Origin of the sequence: Enterobacter sp. Crenshaw (assembly GCF_024734705.1) — a bacterium.
GTDB lineage: Bacteria > Pseudomonadota > Gammaproteobacteria > Enterobacterales > Enterobacteriaceae > Enterobacter > Enterobacter asburiae_B.
Map to the genome: position 1 here is coordinate 3273967 of NZ_CP102932.1, position 12995 is coordinate 3286961.

Genomic DNA, 12995 nt, shown 5'->3' on the forward strand with positions numbered 1-12995 from the left:
CGGCTCCGATGTTGTAGTTTGTGTTTGAGCGTTGTGAAACGGGCCGAAGCCCGCTGGATTAATCTTTATAGATGCTGAAGTGTTCGCGCGCGTCGAGCAGCTGCGCTTTGGTCAGCATAAAGACGCCGTCACCGCCGTTGTCGAACTCAAGCCAGGTGAACGGCACATCCGGGTACTGCTCTATCAGATGTATCATGCTGTTGCCCACTTCACAAATCAGAACGCCGTCGTCGGTCAGGTAATCCGGCGCGCAGGCCAGAATGCGGCGTGTCAGCTTCAGGCCATCAGAGCCTGACGCCAGACCCAGCTCCGGCTCGTGACGGTATTCGTTCGGCAGATCGGACATGTCTTCCGCATCGACGTACGGCGGGTTGGTGACGATCAGATCGTACTGCAGCGTCGGCAGATCGCGGAACAGGTCGGAGCGAATTGGCGTAACGTGATGGATGAGCCCATGCTCTTCAATGTTGTGCTCGGTCACGGCCAGCGCGTCGGTGGAGATATCGACGGCGTCCACTTCCGCTTCCGGGAAGGCGTACGCGCAGGCGATGGCGATGCAGCCGCTGCCGGTACACATATCCAGAATGTGCTGCGGCTGATGGCCGATCAGACCTTCAAAGTGGTTGTTGATCAGCTCGCCAATCGGCGAGCGCGGCACCAGCACGCGTTCATCGACATAGAACTCGTGGCCGCAGAACCAGGCTTTGTTGGTCAGATAGGCGACCGGAATGCGCTCGTTCACGCGGCGGATCACGCGCTCAACGATGCGGTGTTTTTCGCTGGAAGTCAGGCGCGCGGTGCGCATGTCTTCCGGAATGTCCAGCGGCAGGTAGAGAGACGGCAGCACCAGCTGTACGGCTTCATCCCACGGGTTATCGGTACCGTGACCGTACCAGATATTGGCGGCGCTGAAGCGGCTAACCGACCAGCGCAACATGTCCTGTATGGTATGCAGCTCGTTTACTGCTTCATCGACAAAAATTTTATCCACTCTTTCCTCCAGGGCATGCTCGCATAATTTTCGGCGGCTAGTTTGCCATGAAGACGGCGATAAATCAGCAATGACGCGTCGTGCTTGAGGTTAAAAAATGCGTTTAGTCGGGTACACTGTCGGAAATACGAGATGAGAATGACGAATGAAAAAGAAAACATCGCTCAGCGAGGAGGATCAGGCGCTCTTCCGTCAGCTGATGACCGGGACGCGTAAAATCACGCAGGACACCATCGTCCATCGCCCGCTGCGTAAAAAAATCAGCGAAGTACCGGTCAAGCGTCTTCTGCAGGAGCAGGCCGATAACAGCCACTATTTTTCAGATGAATTTCAGCCGCTGCTCAACACGCAAGGGGCTGTGAAGTACGTACGCGAAGACGTCAGCCATTTTGAGCTGAAAAAATTACGCCGCGGGGATTATTCGCCGGAGCTGTTTCTCGATCTGCACGGTTTAACGCAGATGCAGGCGAAACAAGAGCTGGGGGCGTTGATCGCCGCCTGTCGCCGTGAACATGTTTTTTGCGCCTGCGTGATGCACGGCCACGGTAAACATATCCTTAAGCAACAAACGCCGCTGTGGCTGGCTCAGCACCCACACGTAATGGCTTTTCATCAGGCACCGAAAGAGTACGGCGGAGATGCCGCGTTGCTGGTGTTGATTGAAGTGGAAGAGTGGCAGCCGCCAGAGTTGCCCTGACAGAATGGCGGGAAGCACATTGCACCCCGCCATATCGCACGTCACGTCAGATCGCTTTTGCCATCTTCAGGTTGCACGGACTCATTTGCCAGTTGAAGACACCTTTGCCCGTTTCGTCGAGAGAAACATTGGCAATGGCGGATGTCGTGAACATCGGCGGGGTTTCGCCCGGGCACAGCTCAGATACCAGATAGCCAACCAGTGGCAGGTGGGAAATGACCAGCGCGGAAGCGACACCTTCATTGCACAGCGCCTGAAGATAAGCGCTGACAAGGCCTACATCGCCACACGGGGTGAGTTCAGGCAGAACATCCACACTGGTCGGCAGGTTCATACACTCCCCTACCACATCCAGCGTCTGTTCTGCACGCAGGAACGGACTCACCAGAACGCGTTCGATGTCCACTTTTTGACCGTTAAGCCAGGTCGCCATCAGACGAGATTCGTCGCAGCCACAGACGGTCAAAGGACGTACTGAGTCACTGGCGGCATCGAGTGCCGCGTCGCCGTGACGCATGATAAAAACTTGCATATTGCACCGCTTTTGTTAACCAGAATCACCGGCGTTAACTACGCGCGATAAATGCTAAGAGGTAGAAAACCCGATGGCCGGGCATTGTGCCTGATCCATTCGGTGAATGAAACGCTGTTTTTTACCTCAATGGCGTAAGTATAGTCAATCTCTGTTTACAAAATCGCCAGAACAGGTCCATTCACTTCAGGATTTACCCTTCTTTGACCTCAGCTTACGAGGACAGTTTCCCTTGCAGGCCAAAATGTCTGGCCGCGTTCCGCCATCTGCAATAATTCGTCACACGGTGTAAACCGTGGACCATATTGCGAAGCCAGACGTTGCAGGATAGCAACCACTTCACCCGCGCCGAGCGTATCCATGTAACGGAACGGGCCGCCAAGGAACGGCGGGAAACCAATGCCAAATACCGCGCCGATGTCACCATCGCGTGCACTCTTAATCACCTGCTCATCAAAGCAGCGCGCCGCTTCATTGAGCATCATCATCACGCAGCGCTCAGCGCACTGAACGGCGGACAGTTTTCCCTGACCTGTGGTCGAAATGAGTCCATATACCGAAGGGTCGACCTGTTTCCTGCTTTTACGCCCTTTCGCGCCGTAAAGATAGAAACCGCGTTCATTTTTTCTGCCTTTGCGATCGTCCTTCAAAATCGCAGAAACAATGTTTGCAGGTGGGCTAAAACGATCGCCATATGCAGCTTCCAGCACTGGTATAATTTTAGTGCCGGTGTCTATTCCCACCTCATCCAAAAGTTGGATTGGGCCAACGGGGAAACCAAACTTTACCAGCGCCTCGTCGACGTGCTCAATCTTCTCCCCTTCCGTCAGCAACCGCATTGCTTCATTAATGTAGGGAGCCAGAATGCGGTTGACGTAGAAGCCAGCTTTGTCCGCTACCACAATCGGGGTTTTGCCCTGTTTTTTCGCCAGCTTCACCACGGTGGCAACAGTTTGCGGACTGGTAGTCACGTGCGGAATAACTTCCACCAGCGGCATTTTTTCGACCGGGCTAAAGAAATGCAGCCCAATCACCTGCTCCGGGCGCGCGGCTTTCGCTGCGATATCGCCAATCGGTAATGACGACGTATTGGAGGCAAAAATGGTATGCGGGGCGCAATGTTGCTCAACGTCTGCCACCATCTGCTGTTTAAGCGCCAGATCTTCAAACACGGCTTCAATCACCAGATCGCGGTGCGCAAAACCGCTGTAATCCGTCGTACCGGATATCATCGCCAGGGTTTTATCGCGCTCGCTTGCCTTGATATGGCGGCGCTTGACCTTTTGATCAAGGTTCTGCCAGCTGTACTGTAGCGCGTGATTGATCCCCTTAGGATTAATGTCTTTGATTCGTACAGGCAATTTGCCTTTGCTGGCGGTAACAAAAGAGATTCCGCCACCCATGAGCCCCCCACCCAGTACGCCAATCGCACGCAGCGGCGCAGGCTGCGCCTCGCTGCCCGGATCTTTTTTTACTTCCGTGCTGGCGAAGAAGATGCTGCGCAGCGCCTGCGACTGCGGCGTCATCGCCAGTTCGCCAAAGGCTTTGGCCTCCGCGGCATAGCCGCTGCTGCTTCCCTGCGACAGCCCGGTCTCGATCACTTCGAGGATCCGCTTTGCCGCCGGGTAATTGCCTTTGGTTTTTTGTTCGGTCTTTTTGCCCACCATGTTGAACAGGAGCGTTCTTCCCAGCGGGCCGGCCAGCACGCGCTCACGTACCGGCAGAGGACGTTTTGCCTGACGCCCTTTCAGCGCAAGCTCAACGGCGGCTTCCAGCAAAATGGACTGCGGCACGACGTCATCGACCAGACCGGCTTTCAGCGCCTGACGGGCACGCAGCTGTTTACCGGTTAAGATCATCTCCAGCGCCGTGCTTACGCCCACCAGGCGCGGCAGTCGTTGCGTTCCGCCGGAGCCAGGCAGCAGGCCCAGCTGCACTTCCGGCAGACCCAGAATCGTTTTCGCATCGTCGGTGCAAATCCGGCTGTGACAGGCCAGCGCCAGCTCAAGCCCGCCGCCCAGACAGGCACCGTGGATCGCGGCAATGACCGGGATCGGCAGACCGTTGATCTCCGCCATAACCTGTTGGCCCTGACGCGCAAGCTCTTCGGCTTCCAGAGCGCTTTGCGCCCGGGCGATCATGTTGATATCCGCGCCGGCGATAAAGTTATCCGGCTTGGCAGAGATAAACACCAGACCACGAATGGCTTTGTTGTCGCGGATCTGCTTTAGCATCGCGCGCACCTGAACACCAAATTCGGCCTTCAGGGTATTCATCTTTTCATCAGGCACATCGATCGTGATAACGGCCACGTTATCGAGGCGAACCGTCAGATTAAATGCAGATGGCATATCCATTATTCAGCCTCCAGAACCATTGCTGCGCCAAGGCCACCCGCCGCACAGGCGGTAACGAGGCCAAACCCGCCGCCACGGCGACGGAGTTCATGTAATGTTTGCGTGATCATCCTCGCCCCTGTGGCGGCAAATGGATGACCGTAGGCGATAGAGCCGCCCAGCACGTTGAATTTACTCTGATCCACTTCGCCCGTGGCATGGGCGCGGCCCAGCACATCGCGCGCGAAACGCTCGCTTGCCAGCAGCTGTACGTTTGCCAGGGTTTGCGCGGCAAACGCTTCATGCATATCAATCAGGGTTAAATCAGCCAGCGTCAGCCCCGCGCGCTCCAGCGCCAGCGGCGTGGACCACGCCGGACCTAACAGCATGTCCTGCCAGACATCAATGGCGGTGAAGGCATAGCTGCGTAGATAGCCCAGGGGAGTGATGCCCAGCTCCTTCGCGCGGGATTCGGTCATCAGGATCACGGCGGCGGCACCATCCGTCAGCGGCGTACTGTTCGCCGCCGTCACCGTGCCGTGTTTGCGGTCAAACGCCGGGCGCAGTTTGGCGTAATCCGCCAGCGTTGAGGTGCCGCGAATATTGTTATCTTCCGCAAGCGGTTCACGGTAGGGGGGAATATAGGCGGTCATGACCTCGTCGGCCAGCTTGCCTTCCGACCAGGCTTTTGCCGCAAGCTGATGCGAGCGATGCGCCAGGGCATCCTGCTGTTCACGCGTAATGCCGTACGTTTTTGCCATCTGCTCGGCGGTATCGCCCATGCGCAGGCCAGTGGAGTATTCCGCTACGGCAGGTGGTACAGGCATAAGGTCGCGCAGGCGTAAACGCGAGAAGAGTTTGAGTTTCTGCCCCGTCGTGCGGGCTTTATTGGCATCCACCAGGATGCGAGCCAGCTTTTTACTGACCCCAATTGGCAGCACCGAAGAGGAGTCCGCTCCACCCGCAATCCCGGCGCGAATAGTGCCCGCCATCAGGCTTTCAGCGACGTTAGCCACAGCCTGGAAGCTGGTTGCGCAGGCGCGGCTGACGCTGTAGGCATCGGTATGCACGTTCATCCCGGCACCGAGGACGATTTCACGCGCAATATTGGGGGCTTCAGGCATCTGCACGACCTGACCGAATACCAGCTGTTCGATGACCTCAGGCGGAATTTCGCTGCGAGCCAGCATCTCCCCCACTACCATTTTCCCCAGGTCGACGGCCGGTATGCCATGAAACGCCGTTGCCTGACGCGCAAATGGCGTGCGCAATCCACTGACTATGGCAATGCGATCGCCCTGACGGGTAATAAGCGGTAATGCCTGACTCATAACACTCCCCTGTAAAAAATTTTCGCAAACATAAAGTGGTCTGACCTGATAATAGTCTTAACCATTTTTTTACATTCAGCCAATCGGGGAAACGAAAAAGTGCGAGCTAAAACACAGAGAAGAAAAAGAAAATGCCCCTGCATAGCAGAGGCATTTGTGCGGTTTGTTGCCGGGTGCGCAAGGTAAAAGCAAAACGGTAACCCGTAGGTTACCGTTTTTAATGTTTGCACCCTCTCCCGTGGGAGAGGGTCGGGGTGAGGGCTTCAGGCCGCAGAAATTAACGCAGGCCCAGCTGGAAAATCAGCGTTTCTGCTTCGCAGGCGAAGATAAAGTCGATGTCCAGCTTCACGCCGCCTTCCACTTCGGTAAAGGTAGACTTGATTTCACACGGATCGGATTCAACGTCACGCGCACGCTTGCTCAGCGCGGTCAGGGTCTCTTCCGCTTCGGCACGGTTGGAGAATACACGGCTGTAAGAGGCGGTGCAATCGGTGTTGTCCATGATGGTCCCAACATCCATACAGCAGCAAACCGGGGTTTCATCAGCACTGCATTTACTCATAGCTCAATTTCCTCTGTATTCGCGCAGCGCGCGAGATAGACACGATGCTGATATTTTACGCCCCGGAGCGGGCGCTCTCCAGCCGTTAATGGCGCAAAATCGGATAAGTGACCAATATCACACTAAAAAATGATCTAAAACAAAAACCACCCTTTTGGGTGAGTCGCGATGGTCACAATTTTGCCAACCAGATCTCGTTTCACGAAACATGTTTGAAAATATTAATAAACAAACTTGCAACATTCCGGCTGGTCAGACCTATACTCTGGCCACTGGTCTGATTTGTCTGTCATACCTCAGACCCTACACTTCGCGCTCCTGTTACGGTATGTAACAATTATTGAATAAAAATAACTCAATGAGGTTATGGTCATGAGCCAGAAAACCCTGTTCAACAAGACTGCGCTGGCAGTCGCAGTGGCACTCGTCTCCACTTCCGCCTGGTCAGCGGGCTTTCAGTTAAACGAATTTTCTTCCTCTGGCCTTGGCCGTGCGTATTCCGGGGAAGGCGCTATCGCTGATGATGCGGGTAACGCGAGTCGTAACCCCGCGTTGATCATGATGTTCGATCGTCCGACTTTCTCTGCCGGTGCGGTTTATATCGATCCTGATGTCAACGTTTCTGGTAAGTCGCCTTACACGGGTGCGAGCCTTAAAGCGGACAATATTGCCCCAACAGCATGGATCCCAAACCTGCACTTCGTTGCACCTATCAACGAACAGTTTGGCTGGGGTGCATCGGTAACGTCTAACTACGGTCTGGCTACCGAGTTCAATAACAACTACCCGGCTGGTGAATACGGCGGTAAAACAGACCTTACTACGCTGAACCTCAACCTGAGCGGTGCGTATCGCCTGAACGATAACTGGAGTTTTGGCCTGGGCTTTGATGCCGTCTACGCCGACGCCAAGATTGAACGTTATTCCGGGGAACAGACTGCTCGCCTGCCTAAAAACAGCAATAAAATTGCCAGTCTTGAAGGTGATGAGTGGGGCTATGGCTGGAACGCCGGTATCCTGTACGAGCTGGACAAAAACAACCGTTGGGGCCTGACCTATCGTTCCGAAGTGAAAATTGACTTCGACGGCGATTACAAGAGCGGCATCCTGAAGCCTGTGAACAATCTGGTTCCAGGTGCGGGCACTACCATTCCTTGGGGAACGTCCAACCAGACCGTTCCGGGTTCACTGTCGCTGCATTTGCCAGAAATGTGGGAAGTCTCCGGTTACAACCGCGTTGCACCACAATGGGCTATTCACTATAGCCTGGCCTATACCAGCTGGAGCCAGTTCCAGGAGCTGAAAGCGACCGGAACCAATGGTCAAACGCTGTTCTATAAGGACGAAAGCTTCCACGATGCCTATCGTATAGCGTTGGGTACCACCTACTACTACGATAAAAACTGGACTTTCCGCTCCGGTATCGCATTTGACGACAGCCCGGTTCCGGCAGACAAACGTTCCATTTCCATTCCGGATCAGGACCGCTTCTGGTTAAGTGCTGGTGCGACCTATGCGTTGAACGAGAATGCATCCATCGATGCGGGCGTATCTTATATGCACGGTCAGAAAGTAACGTTCAAGGAAGGTCCGTACGAGTTTACCTCTGAAGGTAAAGCCTGGCTGTTCGGTACGAACTTCAACTACGCGTTCTAATCGCGCTGGAATCAAAAAAGGTGAGCATTGCTCACCTTTTTTATTTACTCCGAATCGATATCTTTTAGTTCGTTTTCGATCGCCTTCGCGTTTGGATTCTCTTCCGGCTTCAGCTTGCCGCCGTTGGCAATAAAGTCATGATTCTGGAAGTACGCTTCACGCACCATAATGTACGGGTCAGAAGACTGGCGCAGCAGACCATCAGAGTCGAGCAGTTGCGCGCGGGTTTCAATCCCTTCCACCGTCCATTTACCCACCGACAGCGGCCAGGTCAGCCACGAAAGGACCGGATACAGCGTATCCACCATATCGCCGCCATCATCACGGAGGGTGAAGCTACCATAGAACGGTAAATGCACGTACGGACCATACCCGACGCCATAGTGTCCCATCGTGCTGCCGAAACGGTGTGGCTGTTCACGCTGCAGTTTCTGGTTAGCCATACCTGCAACATCAATAAAGCCACCCATACCCAGAATGGAGTTCAGGAAGAAGCGGGTAAAGTGGACCATCCCCTGATACGGGTCGCCCTGCAGGAAGTAGTTCACCATTACCGCAGGCTCTTCGAGGTTGCTGGTAAAGTTACTTAACCCGTTACGCGCAGGTTGTGGAACATAATCGCGCCATGCTACTGCCACCGGACGAACCACATACGGGTCCAGTACGTTGTAGTTGAAGCTATACATTGAGCGGTTAAATCCTTCGAGAGGATCGGAGCGTCCCGTTTGCTCACCGGAGCTGGCGCAGCCCACAAGCATCGTCGCGCCAAGCGCAAGCGCCGACAGCCGAAGTTTCATAAATATCTCCCTGTTCAGTATGGCTATCGTTGATTGCCATCCGTAACGGAGCCGTTGACGCTCCGTCTGTAAACGTGCAAGCGATTGTAACAGCACGTTTACCGATGTCTATGAGCACAATTACGGGCAGTAACCACCGTGACTCTGATCTCAGCATAGCCTGGCTTTTGGAATTCGTTTCGCTGGCAATTTTATAATGACTTTGAAAGAGATGTATCACCTTTGTTGTCATTGCCGCCAATTTAAGAGCATCCCCACAGGCATCCCGATAAAAGCCGCTACGCTTAACAGAAAGATCAACCTCCGGGAGCAGATATGAAAGATGTAGGCGAAGAAAAAATTGGCGAGAGCACTGAGGAGCTTGAAATTGAAAGCGAGGAGAAAGCGCGCGGCGAGAAGATAGAAATTGATGAAGATCGCCTCCCCTCCCGCGCAATGGCCATCCACGAGCATATACGCCAGGATGGTGAAAAAGAGATGGAGCGCGACGCGATGGCCCTCTTCTGGTCAGCCATTGCTGCCGGACTCTCAATGGGCGCATCTCTGCTTGCGAAAGGGATATTTCATGTGCAGCTGGAAGGCGTACCCGGTGGATTTTTACTGGAAAACCTCGGCTATACCTTCGGCTTTATTATTGTCATCATGGCCCGCCAGCAGCTGTTTACCGAGAACACGGTGACCGCCGTTCTGCCGGTGATGCAAAACCCCACACTCGGTAATTTCGGTTTATTGATGCGGCTCTGGAGCGTGGTTCTGCTGGGTAATATCATCGGCACGGGCATCGCGGCATGGGCGTTTGAATATATGCCGATCTTTGATGAACCCACCCGGGATGCGTTTGTGAAAATCGGCATGGACGTAATGAAAAACACGCCGGTCGAGATGTTCTCAAACGCCATCATCTCTGGCTGGATTATCGCCACAATGGTCTGGATGTTTCCTTCAGCGGGAAGCGCCAAAATTGTGGTGATCATATTGATGACCTGGCTGATTGCGCTGGCGGACACCACGCATATTGTGGTCGGTACCGTTGAAATCCTGTATCTGGTCTTTAACGGTACGCTTCACTGGAGCGATTTCTTCTGGCCGTTTGCCCTTCCGACGCTGGCAGGAAACATTTGCGGCGGAACGTTTATCTTCGCGCTTTTAAGCCATGCCCAAATTCGTAACGACATGTCGAACAAACGCAAAGCTGAGCTTAAGGCACGGGAAAATGATGATAAATCGACAAAAAAATCGACCTGAATGGTGACTCTTTGAGCAGTCAGGCGGCGCTGTGCTTAACGCAAAGTGTAAATAAGGCTATACTCGTGCCGCCTCGTCCCCTTAGTTAAATGGATATAACGAGCCCCTCCTAAGGGCTAGTTGCAGGTTCGATTCCTGCAGGGGACACCATAGCTACATCTCAGCAAGTCTAATAACTTCCATAACTAACTGATTTAAATCCTAATCACTAATCTTGTTCGTCCAGTAAAGTGCCATTATTTCTAATAGAATCTATACATCTTTGCGTATAAGATTGTGTATAACTGAGTTCGATCTTTTTTCTATACACATGCTGCTATCTGACATCCAAATAAAACGAGCAAAACCAAAGGATAAGCCCTATACGTTGAACGATGGCATGGGGTTGTCACTTCTTATCGACACATCAGGCAGTAAAGGCTGGCGTTATCGCTACCGCTTTGCAGGCAAGCCGAAGATGATTTCCTTTGGCGTGTACGGTGATGTATCGCTTGCGCAGGCGCGTGCTAAACGCGACGAAGCTCGTTCGATGTTGGCCAAAGGGGTCAACCCCAGCGAGGCCAGAAAGGCTGAAAAAATTGCGTTGCGGTTTGCACATGAGAACAGTTTTGAATCTGTAGCAAGGGAATGGCATGGTTCAAAAAAAACCACCTGGTCAGAAGGGTACGCAAAAGAAGTTCTCAACTGCATGGAGAAGGACATTTTCCCTTTTATCGGTCAGCGCCCAATCGAACAGATTGAACCGTTAGAGCTGCTAACCGTTCTGCAAAAGATCGAGAAAAGGGGGGCTTTGGAGCAAACCAGTAAGATCCGCCGCCGTTGTGGTGAAGTTTTACGTTATGCCGTCGCCACCGGACGAGCTAAATATAACTTTGCTCCTGATTTAGCTATTGCACTCAACAAGCCTAAAACTCAGCACTTCCCGTTCCTGACTGAAAGTGAGTTGCCCGAATTCGTCAATGCTCTGGATAACTATCAGGGCAGTTTAGTCACAAAATACGCCACACAATTGTTGATGCTAACAGGTGTACGAACCTTTGAACTTCGTGCAGCGGAATGGGTAGAATTTGATTTAAATAATGCTCTATGGGAAATTCCTAAAGAGCGAATGAAGAAGCGCCGCCCTCATCTTGTTCCGTTATCTACACAGGCGATCAGCATTCTTAAAAAACTTAAAGATATAACTGGTAATTACAGTCTCGTTTTTCCAGGAAGAAACGATGTCAGAAAACCAATGAGTGAAGCTAGTATCAATAAAGTGATAAAACTGTTGGGTTATAATGGTCGGTTAACTGGACACGGCTTCAGGCATACCATGAGTACTATTTTGCATGAACACGGTTTTGAAAGCGCCTGGATTGAAATGCAACTTGCGCATGTTGATAAGAATTCCATAAGAGGCACTTATAATCATGCGCAATATCTCCAACAGCGTAAAGAAATGACTCAGTGGTATTCATCATTCCTTTATCGATAAGCTTTTATTTTTTAGCTGCGCCCGGATCTCTAACTCGACCAATTAATTCTGTGAGGGAATCCATAACTCCCTTTCCATCGTCTAACTTAATCTTAGCGTGAAATATTGGAGACTTGTAAATTGAAGAGACTGAAGCAAGTATCAACGCATCTTTATTCTCAATATTTTTGAGTTGCTCTGCATAAGAATTCAATGTTAAAGCAACAGCTGATTTAAACGCATACTCCTCTTGAAAATTTCTCTCTTTCCCATATTGGGCGATACCGAATAAAAGCAAACCAATTGCGGGCAATGCTTTTATCGAGTTAATGATTAACAGTTGATAGCTCATTTCTTTATCTGAGGACCAATGGAAAAGTAAAAATATCCATGCAACTGTCGCAACAGCCAAAAATGGAACAGCCCACTTCCAAAATGTGACTGAAGGGGATAACTCATTTTTTCGCTGTTTGAATGTCTCAAAAAGTGAAGCCCCTACCTCTCGACCAATAAGATCGTCTAAATATGAATTCCTTTCAGTAAAGTACTCGTGCTTCCCTTCTACAAACTCTAGCTTCTCATTAAAATCATTAGTCAGATCTTCAAATTTTTTTGCAGTCGATCCATATTCACCTTTATATTCGGCTATACTTTTATTAATTTCATCCACCTGTTCATTCGCCCTTGTAAACAACCTATCCAGATCATTTTTTTTACTTTCTGACAAGGTAAGCTGTGAGTTTATCTTTTCAGCTGTTGTAGTCGCATTATTATATACATTATTAATCATATCGTTATTAGAAATAATATTTTGCAACGCGGACTCTAAAGATTTTATTTTTGAAATACTATCTTCATTGAATCCTTCTAACTTATCATGAGAACTCTGTATTGCAGAAACCAACTCATCAAGGCTTGCTATTCTTGCATCTATAAGCGCCTTTTTTGCTTCGAGTAACTCATTATCGGTTTGAATTTTTTTCTCGGAAGCTTTTAAATACCGGCGCTCATTATACTCCCAAAAACCATATGCCCGCTGATAAATCGCTAGTCTCAGTATCAGGGAAAATGCATTTTGAAAATCGTTTCTTTGCAGGTAAGAACTTATAGAAGTCAAATCAGAGGCTAGGTTACCACTACCATAATCGGGAAAATTATAACTAAAAGGTAATGTTATAAAATTCTCACTGGTAATTTCCTGTCTAAAATGATCATATACTTTACATACAAGAATAATATATGAACCTAAGTCTATGTCACCGATAAAAATACCAGAGTAATCACCAAGATCTTTGTAGACCTCCGCGATCGATTCTTTGAATTTATTTGGATCGAATGCCTCTACTAACCCTGAGATTTGATCTTTTTGCTGCCTATTCATAAACAACCTTC

11 protein-coding genes and 1 tRNA gene are annotated in these 12995 nt (G+C 51.1%); 5 read left to right on the top strand and 7 right to left on the bottom strand.

All coding sequences use genetic code 11. From position 1 onward, the window contains the following. Window positions 1–58: 58 nt before the first annotated feature. Window positions 59–991 carry a 50S ribosomal protein L3 N(5)-glutamine methyltransferase gene (gene prmB, locus NWV12_RS15580; protein WP_048980067.1) on the bottom strand — a complete coding sequence of 311 codons (933 nt, stop codon included), beginning with the start codon at window positions 989–991 and terminating at the stop codon, window positions 59–61. Window positions 992–1136: 145 nt separating this feature from the next. Between prmB and smrB the strand changes: the two genes are divergently transcribed. Then, the gene (gene smrB, locus NWV12_RS15585; RefSeq protein WP_033146105.1) at window positions 1137–1688 is read left to right on the top strand and encodes an endonuclease SmrB; all 552 of its coding nucleotides are present in this window, start codon (window positions 1137–1139) and stop codon (window positions 1686–1688) included. Window positions 1689–1734: 46 nt separating this feature from the next. Here the strand turns inward: smrB and sixA are convergent, their stop codons facing one another. The 4 genes from sixA to NWV12_RS15605 all read right to left on the bottom strand — a co-directional run bounded on the left by sixA (window position 1735) and on the right by NWV12_RS15605 (window position 6449). Next, a complete protein-coding gene (gene sixA / locus NWV12_RS15590) occupies window positions 1735–2220 on the bottom strand; it encodes a phosphohistidine phosphatase SixA (RefSeq protein WP_032659231.1) in 486 nt (161 codons plus the stop codon). A 209-nt stretch (window positions 2221–2429) separates the two neighbouring features. Next, the gene (gene fadJ, locus NWV12_RS15595) at window positions 2430–4577 is read right to left on the bottom strand and encodes a fatty acid oxidation complex subunit alpha FadJ (protein WP_048980070.1); all 2148 of its coding nucleotides are present in this window, start codon (window positions 4575–4577) and stop codon (window positions 2430–2432) included. Next, complete coding sequence (gene fadI / locus NWV12_RS15600) at window positions 4577–5887, bottom strand: acetyl-CoA C-acyltransferase FadI (RefSeq protein ID WP_048980072.1); 1311 nt, start codon at window positions 5885–5887, stop codon at window positions 4577–4579. Before fadI ends, fadJ begins: the two co-directional genes overlap by 1 nt. Before the next feature lie 277 nt (window positions 5888–6164). Continuing rightward, on the bottom strand, window positions 6165–6449 hold the full coding sequence (locus tag NWV12_RS15605; protein ID WP_048980074.1) for a YfcZ/YiiS family protein: 285 nt from the start codon (window positions 6447–6449) through the stop codon (window positions 6165–6167). Between the two features lie 372 nt (window positions 6450–6821). On the opposite strand from NWV12_RS15605, the gene fadL reads away from it, so the two are divergent. Further along, entirely contained in the window at window positions 6822–8105 is a 1284-nt protein-coding gene (gene fadL / locus NWV12_RS15610) for a long-chain fatty acid transporter FadL (protein ID WP_033146109.1), read from the top strand. 44 nt (window positions 8106–8149) lie between these two features. Here fadL and mlaA read toward each other — a convergent pair whose 3' ends face one another. Then, a complete protein-coding gene (gene mlaA, locus NWV12_RS15615) occupies window positions 8150–8902 on the bottom strand; it encodes a phospholipid-binding lipoprotein MlaA (RefSeq protein ID WP_023312585.1) in 753 nt (250 codons plus the stop codon). A 315-nt stretch (window positions 8903–9217) separates the two neighbouring features. Between mlaA and NWV12_RS15620 the strand changes: the two genes are divergently transcribed. The 3 genes from NWV12_RS15620 to NWV12_RS15630 all read left to right on the top strand — a co-directional run bounded on the left by NWV12_RS15620 (window position 9218) and on the right by NWV12_RS15630 (window position 11624). Beyond that, complete coding sequence (locus NWV12_RS15620; RefSeq protein WP_029740160.1) at window positions 9218–10147, top strand: formate/nitrite transporter family protein; 930 nt, start codon at window positions 9218–9220, stop codon at window positions 10145–10147. Window positions 10148–10222: 75 nt separating this feature from the next. Continuing rightward, window positions 10223–10297: transfer RNA gene (locus tag NWV12_RS15625), tRNA-Arg, on the top strand. Between the two features lie 160 nt (window positions 10298–10457). Continuing rightward, window positions 10458–11624 (top strand): tyrosine-type recombinase/integrase, encoded by a 1167-nt coding sequence (locus tag NWV12_RS15630; RefSeq protein WP_101744611.1) that lies wholly within the window; start codon window positions 10458–10460, stop codon window positions 11622–11624. A gap of 4 nt (window positions 11625–11628) precedes the next feature. Here NWV12_RS15630 and NWV12_RS15635 read toward each other — a convergent pair whose 3' ends face one another. Then, window positions 11629–12984 carry a hypothetical protein gene (locus NWV12_RS15635; RefSeq protein ID WP_101744612.1) on the bottom strand — a complete coding sequence of 452 codons (1356 nt, stop codon included), beginning with the start codon at window positions 12982–12984 and terminating at the stop codon, window positions 11629–11631. Window positions 12985–12995: the final 11 nt, after the last annotated feature.